20 protein-coding genes, 1 pseudogene and 1 riboswitch are annotated in these 19700 nt (G+C 48.7%); of the genes and pseudogenes, 12 read left to right on the top strand and 9 right to left on the bottom strand.

The window, feature by feature from the left end; all coding sequences use genetic code 11:
* Nucleotides 1–104: 104 nt before the first annotated feature.
* From ACTWJ7_RS33435 to nfsA, 8 genes are all read left to right on the top strand, one after another.
* Nucleotides 105–290 carry a hypothetical protein gene (locus tag ACTWJ7_RS33435; protein ID WP_301881997.1) on the top strand — a complete coding sequence of 62 codons (186 nt, stop codon included), beginning with the start codon at nt 105–107 and terminating at the stop codon, nt 288–290.
* 97 nt (nt 291–387) lie between these two features.
* A complete protein-coding gene (locus tag ACTWJ7_RS33430) occupies nt 388–870 on the top strand; it encodes a GNAT family N-acetyltransferase (RefSeq protein WP_301881995.1) in 483 nt (160 codons plus the stop codon).
* A gap of 157 nt (nt 871–1027) precedes the next feature.
* Nucleotides 1028–1429, top strand: a complete 402-nt coding sequence (locus ACTWJ7_RS33425; protein ID WP_301247329.1) for a metal-sensitive transcriptional regulator — start codon at nt 1028–1030, stop codon at nt 1427–1429.
* 48 nt (nt 1430–1477) lie between these two features.
* On the top strand, nt 1478–1678 hold the full coding sequence (locus ACTWJ7_RS33420) for a copper ion binding protein (RefSeq protein ID WP_079348675.1): 201 nt from the start codon (nt 1478–1480) through the stop codon (nt 1676–1678).
* A gap of 179 nt (nt 1679–1857) precedes the next feature.
* On the top strand, nt 1858–4362 hold the full coding sequence (locus ACTWJ7_RS33415; RefSeq protein ID WP_301882116.1) for a heavy metal translocating P-type ATPase: 2505 nt from the start codon (nt 1858–1860) through the stop codon (nt 4360–4362).
* Between the two features lie 332 nt (nt 4363–4694).
* Entirely contained in the window at nt 4695–5846 is a 1152-nt protein-coding gene (locus ACTWJ7_RS33410; RefSeq protein WP_443146287.1) for a YhgE/Pip domain-containing protein, read from the top strand.
* A 222-nt stretch (nt 5847–6068) separates the two neighbouring features.
* Nucleotides 6069–6677 carry a TetR family transcriptional regulator gene (locus ACTWJ7_RS33405; RefSeq protein ID WP_079348679.1) on the top strand — a complete coding sequence of 203 codons (609 nt, stop codon included), beginning with the start codon at nt 6069–6071 and terminating at the stop codon, nt 6675–6677.
* Nucleotides 6661–7404 carry an oxygen-insensitive NADPH nitroreductase gene (nfsA, locus tag ACTWJ7_RS33400; protein WP_301881990.1) on the top strand — a complete coding sequence of 248 codons (744 nt, stop codon included), beginning with the start codon at nt 6661–6663 and terminating at the stop codon, nt 7402–7404. The genes ACTWJ7_RS33405 and nfsA overlap by 17 nt, the downstream gene beginning before the upstream one ends.
* A gap of 69 nt (nt 7405–7473) precedes the next feature.
* Here the strand turns inward: nfsA and ACTWJ7_RS33395 are convergent, their stop codons facing one another.
* The 7 genes and pseudogenes from ACTWJ7_RS33395 to ACTWJ7_RS33365 form a co-directional block, all read right to left on the bottom strand.
* Entirely contained in the window at nt 7474–8280 is an 807-nt protein-coding gene (locus ACTWJ7_RS33395; RefSeq protein ID WP_301881989.1) for a TatD family hydrolase, read from the bottom strand.
* A 94-nt stretch (nt 8281–8374) separates the two neighbouring features.
* A complete protein-coding gene (locus ACTWJ7_RS33390; RefSeq protein ID WP_301881986.1) occupies nt 8375–9274 on the bottom strand; it encodes an ABC transporter ATP-binding protein in 900 nt (299 codons plus the stop codon).
* 43 nt (nt 9275–9317) lie between these two features.
* A complete protein-coding gene (locus tag ACTWJ7_RS33385) occupies nt 9318–10076 on the bottom strand; it encodes an ABC transporter permease (protein ID WP_079348698.1) in 759 nt (252 codons plus the stop codon).
* Nucleotides 10076–10366: a thiamine-binding protein gene (locus ACTWJ7_RS33380; protein ID WP_024632265.1), complete on the bottom strand. Its 291-nt coding sequence runs from the start codon at nt 10364–10366 to the stop codon at nt 10076–10078. Before ACTWJ7_RS33380 ends, ACTWJ7_RS33385 begins: the two co-directional genes overlap by 1 nt.
* A 259-nt stretch (nt 10367–10625) precedes the next feature.
* Nucleotides 10626–11666 (bottom strand): ABC transporter substrate-binding protein, encoded by a 1041-nt coding sequence (locus tag ACTWJ7_RS33375; RefSeq protein WP_301881983.1) that lies wholly within the window; start codon nt 11664–11666, stop codon nt 10626–10628.
* A 224-nt stretch (nt 11667–11890) separates the two neighbouring features.
* A riboswitch (TPP riboswitch) is annotated at nt 11891–12003 on the bottom strand.
* Between the two features lie 55 nt (nt 12004–12058).
* Nucleotides 12059–12834 (bottom strand): annotated as a pseudogene (locus ACTWJ7_RS33370) (NAD-dependent epimerase/dehydratase family protein).
* A 17-nt stretch (nt 12835–12851) separates the two neighbouring features.
* Nucleotides 12852–13238: a VOC family protein gene (locus tag ACTWJ7_RS33365; protein WP_079348705.1), complete on the bottom strand. Its 387-nt coding sequence runs from the start codon at nt 13236–13238 to the stop codon at nt 12852–12854.
* A gap of 218 nt (nt 13239–13456) precedes the next feature.
* On the opposite strand from ACTWJ7_RS33365, the gene ACTWJ7_RS33360 reads away from it, so the two are divergent.
* Nucleotides 13457–13951: a hypothetical protein gene (locus ACTWJ7_RS33360; RefSeq protein WP_079348708.1), complete on the top strand. Its 495-nt coding sequence runs from the start codon at nt 13457–13459 to the stop codon at nt 13949–13951.
* Between the two features lie 219 nt (nt 13952–14170).
* On the opposite strand, the gene ACTWJ7_RS33355 is transcribed toward ACTWJ7_RS33360, so the two are convergent.
* Nucleotides 14171–15121 carry a helix-turn-helix transcriptional regulator gene (locus tag ACTWJ7_RS33355; protein ID WP_079348710.1) on the bottom strand — a complete coding sequence of 317 codons (951 nt, stop codon included), beginning with the start codon at nt 15119–15121 and terminating at the stop codon, nt 14171–14173.
* Between the two features lie 142 nt (nt 15122–15263).
* Here ACTWJ7_RS33355 and ACTWJ7_RS33350 point away from each other — a divergent pair, with 142 nt between their 5' ends.
* A complete protein-coding gene (locus tag ACTWJ7_RS33350; RefSeq protein ID WP_301881977.1) occupies nt 15264–15632 on the top strand; it encodes a hypothetical protein in 369 nt (122 codons plus the stop codon).
* Nucleotides 15629–16492 (top strand): NAD(P)-dependent oxidoreductase, encoded by an 864-nt coding sequence (locus tag ACTWJ7_RS33345; RefSeq protein ID WP_079348713.1) that lies wholly within the window; start codon nt 15629–15631, stop codon nt 16490–16492. The genes ACTWJ7_RS33350 and ACTWJ7_RS33345 overlap by 4 nt, the downstream gene beginning before the upstream one ends.
* Before the next feature lie 134 nt (nt 16493–16626).
* On the opposite strand, the gene ACTWJ7_RS33340 is transcribed toward ACTWJ7_RS33345, so the two are convergent.
* Entirely contained in the window at nt 16627–17859 is a 1233-nt protein-coding gene (locus ACTWJ7_RS33340) for an MFS transporter (protein WP_079348715.1), read from the bottom strand.
* 381 nt (nt 17860–18240) lie between these two features.
* Here ACTWJ7_RS33340 and serS point away from each other — a divergent pair, with 381 nt between their 5' ends.
* Entirely contained in the window at nt 18241–19539 is a 1299-nt protein-coding gene (serS, locus tag ACTWJ7_RS33335) for a serine--tRNA ligase (RefSeq protein WP_301881976.1), read from the top strand.
* Nucleotides 19540–19700: the final 161 nt, after the last annotated feature.

The raw sequence follows: 19700 nt of genomic DNA, 5'->3' as shown, positions 1-19700 counted from the left end.
AATCAGATGATATACTTGCTTGTCAGAATGACAATGAAAAAATTGGGTAAGTTATATATAGGAACATCATAATAACGATGAAATAATAGAAGGAGGACTCCAACATGACACAACAGAACAATCAACCTCAGGATGAGGCGGCAATTCGTAACAAGCTGGATGAAGACGGGGATTCCTTGATGGAGAAAAAGAAAATTTTGAATGGTGTAGATATTGAGCCGCAAGCGGACGAATGGGCTGCCAAACCGTCACCTGTAGCATTTGATGAAGGTAAATCATCTAAAGAATAGTAGAATCAAATATAGCTTGAAACAGAGCGGGTACCGTTAAGGTATCTGCTTTTTATTGTATAATTATGGGAAACGTTTGTGAGAGGAGAATACGAAGATGAGTGAGATTAACATTAGACGGGCTGTCATCGGAGATTATACGGGAGTATCTGCATTAATGGATGAGCTTCATCAGTTGCATGTAGAAGCTAGGCCAGACGTTTACAGAGAGCTGCAGACGAGAATGAGCGAAAAGGAATATGAACAACTCATGGGGACGGATCATCGTTATCTCTATGTTGCGGAATTGTTGAATCAAGGTGAGATTGTTGGATATGCAAGTGCACAGCTGAATGTTATTCAGAATGTGGATTTGTTAAAGGATCGAAAGATGCTGTACATCAATGAAATCATCGTTGGCAGCAAACATCGCGGACATGGGACAGGCAAGCGGTTGATGCAGGAGTTAATCGAACTTGGCAAAGAAATTCAGGTCGACAGCGTTGAACTGACGGTGTCTACATTCAATACTGGAGCTCAGGCTTTCTATGAGCAATTGGGTCTGGCTGTACGCAGCAGCAGAATGGAATACATACTATAGTCCGCCTGTACGAAGACTAATGGGGATGTCTGGTGCAATACTTCAATCGTAGGAAGCATGGTAAGCATCCGTTTTGAATAAAATAATGAAATAATCTTGCATACCCCCATGGGGTATGTTACTCTTATAACAGAACGAAAGAAAAGGGGTGTTCGTGATGGAACATCAGAGCCATCCCAAGGAACCTTTGGAGTCATCCGTAACAGAGGTGAACGAAGTTTCACAGACAGATGATCAGCAAGCCAATTCATGTCATACGGCAGGCAGTGACGGGAAACATGTGCGTAAGAGCCATCACTCCCAGGAGATGAAGGGCAACCTGATTTCCCGTTTGAACCGCGTTGAAGGACAGATTCGCGGGATCAAGGGATTAATCGAGAAGGATACCTATTGTGATGATGTGCTGACGCAGATCGCTGCGGCTCAGTCTGCTCTCAATTCGGTAGGCAAGCTGTTGCTGGAAGGTCACATGAAGAGCTGTATTGTTGAGCGCATTCAGGCCGGAGAGCATGAGGTCGTGGATGAATTGTTGGTAACGGTAAGGAAGTTAATGAAGTAATTATTTTTGAATGAACTCATCATTTATATATCCAAGGAGGAACTATCCATGTCTAATATTACGTTGAACGTTACAGGAATGTCTTGCAATCACTGTGTGAAATCGGTTGAAGAAGCCGTGAAGAATGCGGGAGCGAATGGTAAGGTTGATCTGGCAGCAGGAACTGTCGCAGTTGAATATGACGAGCAAAAAGTCAATGTGGATCAGATCAAGGCAGCCATTGAAGATCAAGGGTATGACGTAGTCTAATCATTGCAGGCTTAAACTGAACTTCCCCTTGTATGGAAAGGAACTCAACAGATCTTTTCCAATAAATGAGTTCATTGTTTAAGCCTGATTTTTTGTCTTTTATATACCCCTTGGGGGTATTGAACACGTAAAAATATTTTATTAAGAAAGGAGCTAACAACATGGATAAGTCATCGGCAATGGAAAACACATCAGCCTCAGAACCATCACCGGAAGCAGCGGGATTACAGACAACACTGCAAATCACAGGTATGACCTGTGCTGCCTGCTCTACACGAATTGAGAAGGGGTTGTCCCGAATGGAAGGGGTCAATCAGGCGAATGTTAACCTCGCCATAGAGCAAGCAACGGTTTCCTATGATCCGAAGACAACGAACATCAATGCATTGCGGGATAAGGTGGAGGCGCTTGGCTACGGTACAGTAACGGAATCGGTGGATCTGGACATTACAGGGATGACCTGTGCTGCTTGTTCTGCTCGAATCGAAAAGGGCCTCTCACGTTTACCGGGTGTAACCCGTGCGAATGTGAATCTGGCGCTTGAGAAAGGGCATGTGGAATACGTTGCCGGAGTATTGAAGGCATCCGATATTACGGCGAAGATCAAGCAACTTGGTTATGGAGCTGAGCTGCAACAGACGCAAGAAGAGACGAAATCGGTGCGTGAACGTGAGTTGCAGCGCAAAAAATGGAAGTGGATGATCTCTGCCTTGTTATCTTTGCCCCTGTTGTGGGCGATGGTAGGCCATTTCTCGTTCACATCCTGGATATGGGTACCCGACTTGTTCATGAATCCATGGTTCCAGCTGGTAATGGCAACTCCGGTACAGTTTGTAATTGGCTGGCAGTTCTATGTGGGCGCCTATAAAGCGCTGCGTAATGGCAGTGCCAACATGGATGTACTGGTTGCTTTGGGTACAAGTGCAGCTTTCTTTTACAGTCTGTATCTGACCCTGACCAGTGGCAGTACAGCTTCGACCATGATGGATCATGGCGGGGCGGGAATGACTACAGCAGTCATGCCAACAGTAGAGCTTTATTATGAGACGAGTGCGATTCTGATTACGCTGATCCTATTGGGAAAATGGTTTGAGGCCGTAGCCAAGGGGCGCTCCTCTCAGGCGATTAAGAGCCTCATCGAACTTGCTCCACGTGAAGCCAGAGTGATTCGTGATGGTCAGGAGGTTGTTGTACCGTCGGCGTATGTCGCGGTAGGTGATCTGGTTCTCGTGAAACCCGGAGATAGTATTCCGGTGGACGGCGTCGTGGAGGAAGGACAGTCTTCTGTCGATGAATCCATGTTAAGCGGAGAGAGCCTGCCCGTTGATAAAAAACCGGGAGATACCGTTACAGGTGCTACGCTGAACAAAAATGGAGTATTAAGACTGCGTGCGACCCGAGTAGGCTCTGACACGGCGTTATCGCAGATTATTAAAGTGGTTGAGCAAGCGCAGGGCTCCAAAGCGCCCATTCAGCGGATTGCCGATGTGATCTCCGGTATCTTTGTTCCGATTGTTGTAGGAATCGCGGCAGTGACGTTCTTGATCTGGTATCTGTTCGCGAGTCCTGGCGACTTTGCCGGTTCGCTGGAGAAGGCGATTGCTGTACTGGTGATCGCTTGTCCTTGTGCGCTTGGCCTTGCAACGCCAACGTCCATTATGGCTGGATCAGGACGTGCGGCTGAATATGGTGTGTTATTCAAAGGCGGCGAACATCTGGAATCGGCCCAGCAGATCCAGACGGTTGTACTGGACAAAACAGGTACAGTTACCCAAGGGAAGCCCGTGCTTACGGATGTAGTGACAGCTCCACATTGGACGGAAGCAGATCTGCTTCAGCGGGTGGGAGCAGCAGAACAAAGTTCGGAGCATCCTTTGGCTGAAGCGATTGTGGAAGGAATTCGAGGTAAAGGCCTGGAACTGAACAATCCAGAGCAATTCGAGAACATACCGGGATATGGTGTGCGGGCCCAGGTTCAAGGGCAAGAGATCCTGGTCGGGACACGCCGACTGCTTACGGATGCGAAGGTGAATGTCTCTGAGGAAACCATGCAGCAGATGAACAACCTTGAAGAACAAGGACGCACTGCGATGCTGATCGCGGTGGATGGTCAATGGGCAGGGATCGTTGCTGTGGCTGACACCATCAGGGAAACTTCACGAGAAGCCATTAAGCGGCTGCAAGCCATGGGAATTGATGTCATCATGATTACGGGAGACAATGAGCGAACAGCTCGCGCCGTGGCAGAACAGGCTGGAATCGGTAAAGTCCTGGCTGAGGTATTGCCAGAGGGCAAAGCCGCGGAAGTGAAGAAGCTTCAGGAGAGCGGACTCAAGGTAGCGATGGTTGGAGATGGAATCAACGATGCTCCAGCTCTGGCTACAGCGGATATCGGTATGGCGATTGGAACCGGGACCGATGTAGCGATGGAAGCGGCGGATATTACGCTGATGCGCGGCGATTTGAACAGTATTGCAGATGCCATCGAGATGAGCCGACGCACCATGGGCAATATCAAGCAGAATCTGTTCTGGGCACTTGGTTATAACGTAATTGGTATTCCAATTGCAGCAGTAGGCTTCCTAGCTCCTTGGTTGGCAGGTGCGGCCATGGCGTTCAGCTCTGTGTCGGTTGTACTGAATTCGCTACGTCTGCAACGAATGAAACTGAAACGGAACGACTGATTACCCTGTATGGAAGGGCTCAACGTTTCTATCTTCAAAAACCATAAATAAAAGCGCGGTCCGTTGCGACGGATCGTGTTTTTTTTGTTGGAAAAATGGCCTGAAAGGTTAAAGCAAAAGTCCGTTCCTTGTTAGTAGAAGACGGGCATATGAAGGAATGTCCTTTTATGAAAAGAATGACTATGGTTTGCGAAAGACATCTTTATCTTTTCTGAACCTTTCAGAAATTAATTGACAATATAGACATATGGATTTAAAATTTAAAACAATCGTTTGATTCAAACAAACGTTTAAATCAAATTAGAACTATCTAGTAATGGAGGACATCATTTATGTTACAGGCTTTACGCGTGTTATTGAAAAAACCACCAGTAATTGTAGGGATCGTGACGGCACTTATGTTCCAAGTGATCTTTAGCGTGATCTGGATGACAGCATATTCCGGAGTGAATGACCGGATGAATGAATTGACGGTTGCCGTTGTCAATGAGGATGGAGAGCAGTCCAAGGGGATCGCAGATCGCATGGCCGAGACACTTCCTTTTCATACCGTATCTAATCTGAGTGCCGCTGAAGCGCTGGATGAGTTAAACCATCGCAAGATTCATATGGTGCTGAATATTCCGGCAGGGTTTAATGAACTGCTTCAGACAGCCGGTTCCACCGCCGAGATTAAGTACACCATTAACGAGGCGAACCCGGTTACGATTAAAAGCATGATGCAAGGCGTGTCGCAAAGCGTGACGAACACGATTAACAAGCAAGCAACAGCTCAGGGTGTACAGACCGTGCTGACGGCCGCAGGAGCGCCTGCGGATCAGGCTGCTGAAGCTGCTACCAACCTGACTACCCGTGTGGAAGGCACAACCACTTCAATCAATCCGGTTAACGGCATGAATAACCAGATGGTTCCGATGATGATGGTACTGGCTTCTTATGTAGGAGCCATGATCATGGGTATGAACCTGCAGACAGTGATGGGTATGCTGTCCACTACTTACTCCCGTCTTACTTTGTTCGGTGCCAGAATGGTCATTAACATTGGGTCTGCCCTGGTGGTTTCCCTGCTGGGATCATCACTAATTGTGTCCTTGGGCGGACAGATTGAGCAAGGATTTATCGCATTCTGGTTGTTCCAGGCGTTGTTCCTCTGCACATTCATGTTCTTCTCCCAGTTCTTCCTGATCTGCTTCGGACCGGCGGGAAGCCTGTTCAATATCATTTCATTGTCTCTGCAACTGGTATCTTCCGGTGCAATGGTGCCACGTGAATTGCTGAACAGCTTCTACAGCGGCATTGGGCAATATCTGCCTGCAACGTATGCAGTACAAGGTATTCTTAGCGTTCAGCTCGGAGGACCTGGTGTCCAAGCGGCAGCTGGATCGGTTGCTATTGTGCTGGTCATTGCAGTAGCCCTCTCCCTGGTAGTGACGTTGTTGAAAAAACAACGCATGCCAGCCGGGTACCAAGCCCGGCTCCAATGAACAGCTAATATTCCAGACGTAATGATCTTCATAGGATATGATCAAGCACCCGGCGATTTTCACCGGGGTGCTTGGTTTAATAGTAGGTTGAGACTTGCAGGATTGCAGACGGCAAACCTTGCACTTTGATGCACAAACTTTCATAATGAAACGATAGAGCAGTCTTGCTGCAGCCCGGTGAGCTGGAGCATATGAATAGAACGGACAAGAGGAGCGGAACGAATGACGGAACCGGAATTGGATATCAAGACGAGGATTCTGCTTGCAGCCAAGAAACTTTTTGCACAGCAGGGGTATGATGGGACAAGTGTTCGTCAAATCTGTGATGAGGCGGGTGCGAATGTGTCGCTGGTCTCGTATCATTTTGGCGGCAAAGAAAAGGTGTTCGAAGCATTATTTGAGCACTTTTTTCCTGATCATATGATGAACGAGTTGGCTGCAGAGTCCATGTCCTCGCCTGTGGAAGGTATCCGACGAATCATAGGTGAAGTCGTAAAGTTCACGATGACGGACCGGGAGATGAGCGATATTGTACAGCTGGAAATTACGCTTCGTACTCATCGCACACATACCGTGTTTCGCTTTCTGGACCCCGTCTGGACCAGAGTGAGGGAACTGCTTCGTGAAGGCAAGGAGCAGGGCGTGTTCCAAATAGAGTCCGTGTCTTATGCGATGCTTCAGGTCATGGGTGTGGCTTTGGCGCACAAACGGGCCAAGAATTCACGGTTTAGCTTTGACTATCAGCACATGAATACAGATGAGCTGGCCGAGCAAACCATTGAATTCGTACTACGAGGATTGGGAGTGAATGGCAATGAACGAAACCATTGAATTGATGATGAAACACCGCTCTGTACGGAAATTCAAGCCAGACCCGGTAAGCGAGGAACAGCTGGCAGCAATCGTGGCAGCCGGGCAGATGGCTTCCTCTTCAAGTAGTGTACAGGCTTATACTGTAATTGCTGTTACCGAACAGGAGCAGAAGGCCAAATTGGCTGAATTGGCGGGTAATCAGTCTTACGTCAACGAATGTCCTGTGTTTCTTGTGTGGTGTGCTGATCTTTATCGTCTGAGTGATGCTGCTAAACGTCACTTGCCGGAGAAGGAATCCTATGAGGACTCCACTGAGAACTTTATGGTAGCGACAATTGATGTTGCGCTTGCTTCACAAAATGCGGCGCTTGCGGCAGAGTCGTTAGGTTTCGGTATTGTCTATATTGGCGGGCTGCGTAACCGCATTGAAGAAGTCAACGAAGTGTTAGGCTTGCCTGAAGGTGTCTATCCGGTCTATGGCATGTGCATTGGTGTTGCGGATCAGGAGACGGGCATTCGTCCGCGTCTACCGCTGGATGCCGTCTTACACCATGGCCACTATAACGCTGAGCAGACCCTCAAAGGCGTCGAGAGCTATGATGAAACGACCGCTGCATACATGAAGGAGCGCACCCAAGGGGAACGTTCGACACCATGGTCCGAAATGATGGCGAAACGTCTCACAGAGCCGGTACGTCTACAGATGAAGCCTTTTCTCGAAGGTAAAGGGTTCCTGAAGCGTTAAAAAGTGAATTCCAAAGAAGTCAGTACGGCGGATGCCAGCTGACTTCTTTTTGGTGCTTATGAATAGCGTCTAAGGAAGACCGTAGAAGCGTTTCGTATTCTGATAAAAGAGGCGCGCAGCCCGCTCTGTGCCCATACCGGTCACTTCGCTCCAGGCCTGAATCACTTGTCTGGTCATGGCAGGGTGTGTCATTCTTCCCTGAAAAGGCCCCTCGAAAGGCCAAGGTCCATCGGTCTCTGCCATAACTTGCTCCGAAGGATACTGGCGGGCCAGTTCGCGAATTTCCTCTTCATAGATGATATCGGGTGTGAATGAGACGAAGTGTCCGTTGTCAGCCATTCGCTGGACGGTCCGCTTGGAACCTTTGAACCAGTGAAAATGAGCGCGGCGATGCTGATATTGCTCCAGCAGGTCACAGGCGATATCGGCATCCTCGTATACAGCGTGCAGTACAATCGGTTTACTGTGCCGCTTCGCCAGCTGGATAAATCGCTCCAACAGATCGATATAGCCGCTCTGATCAAAGAGTTGTCCGGATTGTTCGGCTTCCTGTCGGTTGTAATAAGGCAATCCAACTTCCCCAATCGCTATAGCTTGTCCGATATACTTTTCGATCCAGTGGAAGAACAGATCCAGCTCTGCCAGGGACGGCAGGGCCTGTTCAGGGTGGAAACCAAAGGCTGGATATACGGCACGAGGGTATTGTGAAGCTAGTTCCAGGTTGGCTTGGGCAGATGCCAGATTCATGGAGACGGCGATGACGGCTTCAACTTGGTGGGATGAGAAGGAATGCAGCATCTCGCGTTGTTCTTCAGGTGTATATTTGTCCAAGTGAAGATGTGCATCGATCAAGGGTGCAAAAGCGGTTGAGTGCATGGATAAACTCCTCCTTTTTGTCTTTTACCAATGTTACGCAGCGTAGTCTCTCTGGATCACCCATTTCAGGAAAATAATAACTTAAAAACCCGCACTATTTGGATAGGCGGGTCTTCTGTTGTTCTTCTCTCATCCACTGGGAAATTTGCCGCTTACGCTCAAGAAAAGCAGGTTCCTCCGTGATCGCTTCGCGCCGTGGACGTTCAAAGGGAACATCGACCTCGTGCAGTACGGCTGCAGGCCGGTTCGATAAAACATAGATGCGATCAGCAAGCAGCAAGGCTTCCTCGATATTATGCGTAATGAACAGCACCGAGCGGCGATTCTGTTCCCAGATATCGAGCAGCCAGCGCTGCATGTCGCTGCGGGTCAGTGCATCCAGCGCGCTGAATGGTTCGTCCAGCAGCATCAGCTCCTGTGGACTGAGCAGGGCGCGCAGAAATGCAACCCGCTGCTGCATGCCGCCCGATAACATATGCGGATAGGCTCGTTCGAATCCGGCCAGTCCGACACTGCCCAACCACTTCCGGGCATTGGCAAGCGCTTCGGATCGTGGCGGTGTGTCCGCAGACACCTCGCCAGCAAGCAGCACATTGTCTTCAATGGTACGCCACGGGAAGAGGGCAGGCTGCTGCGGCATATAACTGATCTTGCCGCGCTGTCCGGTAACATCCTGACCATTCATCAGAATTTGGCCCTCCTGTGGTTTCAGCAAACCGCCGATGATGTGGAAAAGGGTGCTTTTGCCGCAGCCGGAGGGGCCGACGATGGCTACGAATTCTCCTTGTTCCACGTTCAGGGACAAGCTATCCAGAACGGGTAATGTGCTACGCCGCTCGCGGAACGAGGCATGCACATTCTGAACTTCCAACGCTGGCGATGAATGTTTAGCAGTTAAGGTCACGGCTTCATGTTCAGGACCTCTGCTACCCGTTGGAGTTGTTGTACGCGCATCCGGCGAAGCAGCTGCCCGCTCGTTGTGTTCGGGTGTCATCTCGTCATCACTTCCTAACCTTTATATAGGGCATATTTCAAAATTATCGCTTCTGCGGTCGCCAGCGAACGAGCAGCTTCTCCAGTAGTGCAATGAGCAGGAAGAGCAGCAGACTCAGTGCCACAATAATCATGATTGCTACGAACAGACGGTCCGTCCGATAGGCCGATTTTTGCAGCATCATATAATACCCGATGCCCTTATCTGCTCCAATCCATTCCGCGATGATCGCACCCATGACGCTGTACGTAGCGGCAATTTTGATCCCTGAGAACACCGAGGGCAGCGCATGTGGAAGCTCAAGCTTCCAGAAAATTGAGCCGCGTTTTGCGCCAGCCATGCGCATATAGTTCATCATCGCCGCATCGGTGCGGGTCAACCCGTCCATGGCAGCTACAGCCACCGGGAAGAAGCAGACCAGAATGATGGTAATCAGTTTGGGCAGCAGCCCAAATCCGAACCAGATCAGCAAGAGCGGAGCGAGCGCGATGGTCGGTATATTTTGACTAAGAATAAGTAATGGATAGAGTGCAGATTTCAAAAATGGAATCAGATGCAGCACCATCGCAATCAGTAATCCCGTAAGTGTACCTGCTGCAAACCCGATCAATGTCAGTTGGATGGTTGCCCATGCGTGCATGCCAAGTCGCTCGGCCTGAGAGGCCGCTTCATGGGCGATGTCAGAAGGCGCAGGCAGCATCCATTTCTCGATATGAAACAGGGAGACAGCTCCCTGCCATACCGCTATAAAGAGAATAACCGCCACGAAGGGCGGCCATACGCTTTTCCAATAGGCATGCATTAGCGATATTTCTCCGTCAGGGTGTCCATGCTGAAGCCGCTCGGGCTATGGGCGATCTTGATCTGTGAGATGATGCTGGGGCTGCCGGCTTCCACAAGAACTTCATGCATTTTGCGGACAACCTCCAGCAGCTCCTCCAGTTCTCCCTCCATCGTGGTATCGAGTGGATTAACCTGATATTTCAAGCCTGACTGCTGAATAACTTCAATGGCACGATCAACGTAAGGATAGGAATTTTCGCCATTGGGCGTTTTGGGAATGACTTGAATGCTCAGTAGTGTGCTTGCCATGAAACATCACTTTTCCTTTCGGGTTAAATTGCATGAGTTGAACCAGCTTTACACTTTACCACTCCGATTGCAGTACCCTCTTCCGATCGCTGTTATCCCCGGATTTTTTGATTCCATTTTCCCCATGGGGAAAATCCGGGGATAGCATATGCTTCCGAAGGAGCTTTCTTTAAGAAAGCTTTTAGGCGACCGCTTCGCTTCTTCAGATGGGTTCTGCACTCTTCGTTCTGGTGTAAAAAAAGTTAAACTTAAACAATTTTTATTGGGGTAAGAACTCGTTTGTATACGCTTTGGACACATCTACCTGCTCATCGAGCAGTTTTTTGCTAAACATCCAATCCGTGTAGTTCTGCCATACTTCCTGCTTCTGCTCACCCCAGCGTGGTGCGTCATCCTGATATTTTGGACTCAGCCATTTCTGGCTCGCGAGTACAAGATCCTTGTCCAGATCCGGTACGGCCTTGATCAGAATGTTGGCAGCTTCTTCGGGATGTTCAATCGCGTATTGATATCCTTCGGAAGTCGCTTTCAAGAACGCTTTAACCAGCTCGGGATCATTCTGAATCGTCTGTTCATTCGTCACAAGCACAGGTGTGTAGTAATCCAGGGCTTCGGAATAATCCTTCACATACAGCATGTCGATCGGCTCGCCGCGAAGTTCGGCTTCAATGCCCGTCCACGCGTAGAAAATCCAGGCAAAATCGATATCGCGTTTCACAGCTGTGAAAAAGTCTGCATCGCCCATGTTAATATTTTTCACTTTGGATACATCCGCACCTTCGCCTTCCATAATGGACTGCATTACGGCTTCTTCTACCGGGGAGCCCCAGCCACCATAGGTTTTGCCTTCGAAATCTTTGGGAGACTTGATGTTCCGATCTACCGGAGCAGCAAATCCGGATGTATTATGCTGAATAACTGCAGCGATGGACACGAGCGGTACGCCCTGTGTGCGGGCCTGGGTCACACTCTCCTGATAACTTACGCCAAAAGGCACTTCGTTCGAAGCAACCATGGTATCCGCGCCTCCGGTACCTGGCTGAACAATCTCCACATTTAAGCCTTCAGTTTTATAAAAACCTTGATCTACGGCCGCATACAGGCCGGTATGATTCGTATTTGGTGTCCAGTCCAGTACCACTTTAATATCCTTGAGGGCTGCATTGTCACCCTCACTGCTGTTTTCGGTGTTGCTTCCGCTGTTCTCTCCTGAAGGTGCAGCTTCTTTGCTGCCGCATGCGGCCACAGTTACCAGCAGCACACACAAGAGCAGCAATCCCATCATTTTACGCCATCTCATCTTCATTTCTCTCCTTCATATTGTCCGGCCAGTGGCGCGGGTGCTCCTTGGCTTCATATCCAAGCTTCTTGCATAAATCGACAGATTTATACCAGCTATGATCCGGATGACGTCACTTTTTTTAGCTCTCTGGCTATAAAAAGAACATTAAAAAAGCGCCCCGTTAATCCGGGACGCGTGCAGGCGTTAGAGATGTGGCACTCAGCAAAGAGGCTGGGCTGGGCCAATTCGATATACTCCGATTCCTACGCTGGCATGATCCAGATCAGGTCTAAGGGTCAGTATCTTGGTGGGATACACTCTCAGCCGGCCTATTCCGACTCCCCTGGGAAACTATGAAGTTACGGGCATTACTAGGTGTAATTATAGGCCAGAGGCCGTTGCATGTCCAGTCAGGAACTGGATGGAGGGACGAATCGTGGCGAATCATATAAGGAAATCTGGCTGAGTGCAAAAGCATCGGATTTCGGGTCATACCCCACCTGTTTCTGCGTGGTTTCCAGATTCAAGCGTTTAAACCGATTATTCGAGATCCCATGCAGTATGGTAAAGGGCTCCAGATCTGTAGCTATAATCGATTTGAACACCAGATCACACAAGTCAGCCGGACTAATATACGCGCTCATATCACGAGCCTCCAGCGGCGGCCCATCCGGTTGGAAATCATCATATGCCCCAATACGTATTGCAACACTTTGTAACCCCTCGGTATAAGCAAAATAGGAGGCGAGCGATTCACCAAAACATTTACTAACCCCGTACAAATTCCGTGGGCGTGTTGGCATGTCCGGATAGATCTGGGCATCAATGGGATACCCTTCGATCGTCTGTGCACTGCTTGCCAGGATGACTCTTCGTACGCCTTGATCCTTGGCCGCACGGAATACATTAAATGTACCTTTGATATTGATGTCCAATAAGGATTCATAGAAGCCGGCATACGGGGAGGGGCTCCCGCCAGATGTACAACCACTTCCATACCTTCACAAGCTTGCTGACAAGCTTTGGCATCCGTCACATCCAGTGCCATGATCTCATGGCCTGTCCCAGAATACGTATGCAGTCTGTCGATATTCAGATCCGTAAGTCGCAGGTGAAATGCCTCTGATAAATGTTGAGATAAGTCGCGTCCAATTTTTCCGGCTGCTCCGGTAATTAAAATGTTCATCAAATCAGCTCCAATTCTTAGCGCTGGAAGAACTCAATCCATTCCTTTTCCGGTCCATAGATGAAGAAATAACGGTAACCGTTGGGCAGTGTAATGATCTCTCCATCAATAAATTCGGCCTCGGTTGCCTTAATGCGCTTGTATTCGGATTCAAGATCATCGACATGGATGGCAAAATGGTGCACCGTTCCTTCGGCAGGCAGCTTGTCACTGTATCCCTGAATCAACTCAATCTCGGTCTCGTTGCTTCCGTTGAAGCCGAGAAAGGCGAGCTGAATGACGCCGTTGGTATGGGTTACCCGGTCTTTCAATTCAAGACCAACAATCTCCGTATAGAAGCGGAGTGTGGTCTCCAGATCACGAACGGCGATGCCGACGTGGTCAATGCGCTTTTGAAAACTCATATCCAAAATCCTCCTTGTAGTAGATGAATCATTCTGCCATTTTAAGGAATATCATAGGGCTGGACTACGGGGTTGTCAAATAGGAAAGATACATTCCCTGTATGATAAAGATTCTAAAGAGATGCTTTCCAATGGTTGTAGAGTTCACAGAATGTTCACTTATGTGGGTGTATCCCGGATCTTTATAATTGTCAAAGTAAACAGAGAGGATGAGAGAATTGCCAACAACAAAGAAAGAACATATTATTTTCGGATTGATGATGTGTACAGGGATGGTCGTGGTCATGATGTTCTTCAATCTATGGCACAGTGGGTTACTCGGCAAGATGTCCCCGCTTGAAATACTGTTCCAATTCGTATTGTGCTTCATCATTGCATTCCTGGTGGAGTCCTTCATTGTCGGACCAGTGGCGAGGAAAATTGCATTTTCTTTACCCTTTGACAAGTCCAACAAGATCTTGGGCATTCTCGCTATGTCATTTTTCATGGTTATTGGGATGGTACTGATGATGTCCATATACGGAATGATCTCGGCATCTCTTGAAAATCAGCTAAGCGGGGCTTCGATATGGAGTACGTATCTTCATACGATCGCTCGAAATTTTAGTCTGGCGCTCCCTTACCAACTTATTATTCTGGGACCACTCGTGCGATATGTATTTAGATTCATCAAGGGTAAAGGAAATGTGGTTCCTTCTAATGTAGGTAAATGAAGTAGAAAGTAAGGTTAGCTCCGATTTTTAGCACGTAAATAAGTATTTCCTGGGTAATTACCTCCAGCTTCAATTAAATGTAAAACAGCCCTGCAGTGATTTGAACTCTATATGGTTAGACAACATCCAAGCGTGGAAGGTGCAGTTCACAATGAAGGGGCTGTTTTTTTATACTGGTTGGATTCATGTTGTTTGTACTGTTTCAACGATGTGCAATTATTACTTCCTGTAAAGTTCAATCAATTGCTGGAGTTTCTGCTGAATGAGGCTTCTTAATTCCGCAGGTTCGTAGACGTTGGCTTCAGCACCAAGCCCCAAGAAGAAGTGGACAGCCCACGACATGTAAGAAGAGCTGATAGAGCGCCGAATAACCCCTGAACCATCCTCGTGGGTATCAATCGAAGAAGACAGCCATAATTCGGATTGACAGCGCCTGACACCTTCAGGGGTTAATGTCACTTTAAGCTCAAGCGTATCTGTCTCATCCATCCTCATGATCCAGGGTCTGATATTCTCTACCTTGATTAATTTACTATGATCCACATGCTGTTGCGGGAGAACATCGAGTTCCTGAACCCGGTCTACCCGGAACACGCGATCACCCTGAGCCAATTCACAATAAGCCTGACAGTACCATAATCCGTTCATAGTATAAATTCCAATCGGATGAATCGTCCTCTCCTTGCGCTGTGCGGCCTCGTATGTAATCTGTACGGGTCGCTGCTCCAGCGCGGCATCCAGTAATCCTCTCAAATGGGGCAGCTCCAGTTGATGTGGTGGAATCCAGAAGACGAGCTTTTGCTGCATATGATCGATCTTCCGTTTAAGCTCATTCGGCAAATAATGATAGAATTTGTGCAGTGCACTATTTACCTCATTTTCAAACGGCAGATGGCGATAGTTCTTTAATGATTGGCCTGCAAGGAATAATGCGGTCGCTTCATGTTGGGTAAACTGGATGGGCGGAAGAACCTTGTCGCGCAGTACACGATAACCTCCACCAGGCCCAGGCTGCGAATACAGCGGCACACCAAGTTCGCTTAACTCCATCAGATCGCGAATCATCGTCCGGCGGGATACACCACATTCATCTGCGAGCTCCTGAATGGTAAAGGTTTGGCGTTCGTTTACCAGCATGATGAGCTGGACAAGTCGTTGTGCTTTGTTCATAGGTAGTTACAACTCCTGAATATATTTTAATGATCCCGATAATTAGTGCCATGAGTTGGCACTATTATTTCGTATACTAAGCCATGTAGTCAAGCTTATTGGAGTTTGCGCCGAACTGAACAACGAGAGGGATGGATAAGAGATGGAGAAGATGAAACAGGGGACAGAACAGATGGTAGAACTGGTAAATCACCCGGATGAGGTGCTTGAACTGGTTATGTTCAGATTGAAGGAAGGAACAGATCCCGTACAATTTATCACAGCTGCAGAAGAACTGGAGCAGTGCTTGGTGCGTCAGATTCCCGGTTTTGTACGTCGGAGTTTGTTATGCACGGAAGATGGGGTTAGCTGGACCGACTTGATCTATTGGCAGGATATGCAGTCCGCCGCAGCGGCACTGAAGCTGTTGCCTTCTACAATGGAATTCAGAGAATTTACCTCCATGGTGGATCCCAATGATATGGTGATGCGTCATCTGATGCCAGTACAGAAAGGAGAAAAAACAGCATGAAAGAAGTGACGATCATTGGACTGGGATCCATGGGGAGCGCAATGGCAACGGTTTTGCTGGAAAAGGGGTATCAGGTTCATACATGGAATCGTTCCCCTCACAAAGCAGAGACTCTGGTTGCAAAAGGGGCGCGTTACGTGCCAACGGTGGGTGAAGCTATTCGTGCCAGCAAGACGTCCATCGTCTGTGTATCGGACTATGCAGCATCTCGGGAAGTACTGGACCATGAGGACGCTCGGGCGGCCCTTTCAGGACGGACTGTGCTGCAGTTAAGTACAGGAAGTCCGCAGCAGGCAAGGGATTTTGGAGCTTGGATGCTTGGTTTGGGAGCCAACTATCTGGATGGAGCCATAGCTGCATCACCTTCACAGATCGGGAATCCGGAAGCGGCGATATTTTTCTCCGGTTCGAAGGCTGCTTATGATGAGAATGAAGATATGATTGAGCGTTTGGCAGGATATGCCCCTTTTCTCGGTGAAAAGGTCAGTGCTGCTTCTACAACAGATCTGGCGTTTCTCGCTTATCTGTTTGCAGCCTATATCGGTTTCTTCCATGCAGCACGAATTATGGAGTCCGATGGTTTGGATGTCGATCACCTGGGCCAACTGATAGCAAGCATATCACCCATGATCGGAGATGTGATGAAGTATGAGGGCGAAGTCATCCATCGTGCACAGTTCGATCAACCGCAAACCTCTCTTCATACGTGCATGGTCACCATTGAATTATTGCTCCAACAGGCCAGTGAAGCTGGAATGAACAACGATTTCCCTGTATTTGCCGAGCGTATGTTCAGCAGGGCGATAAAGGATGGATATGGGAACGAGGAAGTGGCAGCACTAGTGAAGACTTTACGATAAAAGGCAATAGGAAGCCGTATCATGGACTCCCATATTCAAGCAGGAGTACAGGATACGGCGCAGCGGCTTCGGTTATATTTTAGACGTGTGATGAACTGAATATTGCTTGAATCAGAATTGTTGTAATCGGTGATCTAGGATGAGATTGCAGCATATCGCCGCTGCCATTGATAGGCGATTACGCTGATCATGAGCAGGCCGACTGCAAATATGGCAAGCATCCATGCGGACTGGTTCACCTCCAGATGATCCAGACTCCAGCCTGTAACCAAAGGCAGAATGGCACCGCCTACCCCACCTGATGCAATCAAGATGCTGGGCGTCGACTCCTCTGTTCCAGGCAGCATCTTGCTCGCGAAGACAAGGGCAATGGAGAACACACCCGACAGTGCAAGGCCGAGTAACAGAATGATCAGAAATGCAGACCAGATCTGGTTGGTGAACGGAAAGATCATCAGCAGTACAACTGCTGCCAGACAACTGTACAGCACGTAGACGCGATATTGGAATCTCTCCGCAATATATCCGGCAAACAGTCGTCCAACAGACATGGCAATCCAGAAGCAGGTAACACTCAGCGCGGCACCTGCTTCCTTCATGTTCATTTTCTCAATCAGAATGGCTGGCATGAAGTTGGCCAGGCTCATCTCGGTGCCGACATAAAGAAAGAAAAATAGAACAAATAAAGACAGAAGAGCCAAATTACGGCCTTGATAGGTTGAATGGGTTGGCTTCATGTCTGGAGGGTTCGTTCCATCTGGCGATTCAGCTGCTGGAGCGTGTCCAGAAGTCTGGCCCGAGCTACGTCGACTCAACTCGCTGTCCAGCTCACCGAATGAACTTTTGGCCCAGAAGATAAAGGTCATCGCTGCACAGACGGCAACCACCAGAAATGACATACGCCAGTATCCGGCAGAGATCAGTCCGCTGGCAATGAGCGGCATTACCATGGCCCCGATACCAAATAACACTTCGAGTCGGCTCATGGCAACCGCTGTATTGTCTTTAATTGCAGCAATGATGATTGTGCCGATAACAGCTTCGATCATGCCGAATCCGAATCCGGCTGCTGGGGCAATGACGAACATCCAGCCCCAAGGAGGCAGCAGCATATAGGATAACTCTGCAATGCAGAGCAGCGCCGCGGCAATTAATAGACCGCCTCGTTTGCCAAAGCGATTATTCAACCACGGAGATAACAGTACACCACCCAGGAACCCAGCAAATTGGGCAAATATCAGTGTGCCTCCCTGACTGTAATCCTTCCCATAATGTTCGAGTGCAACGGGCAGGATGGAGCCAAGAACCACATGGGCGAGGCCGATAAGGAAATAGGACAAGCATCCAATCCAAAGTAATTTTTTCATGAAGAAAACTCCTTCTAAAGATTATGTTTATGTAGTAAGTCTGCCATTCAGGAGCATTTCCTAAAAACAAACAATCTCTATCATAACAGGACATGTAAGGGTGTGCACGGATAACTTGCAATGGAGGCTAAAGTTCGTATATACTGAAAAACAACAATTACAGATCGGACCATGCCGTTGAAGAGCATCCAACTCGGAGGCGTTTTCGCCAGGGGAGCGAACCAATCCCCAAGTTAACCGGAACCGCCCGTTATCGCGGACCAAGAGGCTGAATCAGCATATTCTGATTTGGCAAGTTGGGTGGCACCGCGAGCAGAGCGCTCCTCGTCCCAAGGGATGAGGGCGCTCTTTGTATTTTTACAGCCAAAGGAGACGGTGACCATGTTGGAAATGAAGTGGATTCGGGAGCATGCAGAAGAGGTGCAAGCTGCGGCAGACGGCAAGAGAATCAATATCAGTATTCGTGAATTGTTGAAACGGGACGAAGAGCGCAGAGCACTTTTACAGGAAACGGAAGAGAGCCGTAGATTACGTAATTCGTTATCTGCGGATATCGGCAGACTGATGCAAGCCGGTGAACGTGAACAAGCCGAGGATTTAAAGGCTCGGGTGCGACAGCTGAATGATCAGTTGGAGCAGGTTGAGGCCAAGCTTACTGTTGTGCAGGAGGAAGTGACAAGGCTTCAGTGGTTGGTTCCCAACGTCGTATCGCCGGATACACCAATGGGCGCATCGGACGAGGATAATGTGGAGCTAAGACGTGTGGGTGAGCTGCCGGTGTTCGATTATGAGGCTAAAGATCATGTGGAACTGGGTGAACGGCATGATCTAATCGACATCCCACGTGGAGTGAAAATCGGTGGAACACGAAGCTATGTACTGAAAGGAGCAGGATTGCTCCTGCACCGGGCTGTACAGCAACTTGCGCTTGATCTGCTGCTGAAGCATGGATTTACGCCAATGGAGGTCCCGTTGATGGTGAGGGAGAACACGCTCTTGAACACAGGGTTCTTCCCCACAGGACGGGATCAGGTATATGAATTGCAAGGCGAGAACAAGTGGCTGGTGGGAACATCGGAAGTGCCGCTGGTCTCGTATTATGCAGATGAGATTGTAGATGTGGAGAAGCCAATCAAGCTGGCTGCCGTATCGACGTGTTTCCGCAGTGAGGTCGGCTCGGGTGGCCGGGATGTAAAAGGGCTGTACCGAGTGCACCAATTTGCCAAAGTGGAACAGGTCATTCTCTGTGCACCGGATGCAGAAGAATCGGAGCGAATGCTGCAGGAAATTACGGGACACGCCGAGGAATTACTGCAATTGCTGGAACTGCCTTATCGTGTGGTGGCTGTGTGTACAGGCGATATGTCGCAGAAAACGTACAAACAGTACGATATTGAAACTTGGATGCCAAGCCGCAATGCATTCGGAGAGACACATTCGTCTTCGAATCTGCATGACTTCCAGGCTCGGCGCTCGAATATTCGCTGTCGTGATGCCGAAGGCAAGCTTGCATACTGCCATACGTTGAACAATACAGCTGTCGCTTCGCCACGCATCCTGATTCCATTGTTGGAAAATCATCAGCAGGCGGATGGAAGCATTCGCATCCCAGCCGCTCTTCAGCCCTATATGGGCGGTGCCGAATATTTGATTTTGCCACATCAGGAGAAAGAGAATTAAACGGATTACAGGCTGTGTTGAGAAACAAAAGGAACTCTATTCCGGGGTTCCTTTTTGTTTGCCTGTGGTTTTAGGACTAGTAGAGTAGGCTGCACTTTTATGTTATGGGGTTCTGCAGTACAGAATCGTTGGAAATGGCAAACAAGCCGGGTATGTCACAC

This window comes from Paenibacillus sp. 1A_MP2 (assembly GCF_052244825.1).
Classification (GTDB): domain Bacteria; phylum Bacillota; class Bacilli; order Paenibacillales; family Paenibacillaceae; genus Paenibacillus; species Paenibacillus vandeheii.
Note: the sequence above shows the minus strand (reverse complement) of the source record. Positions and strands in the feature narration are given on the sequence as shown.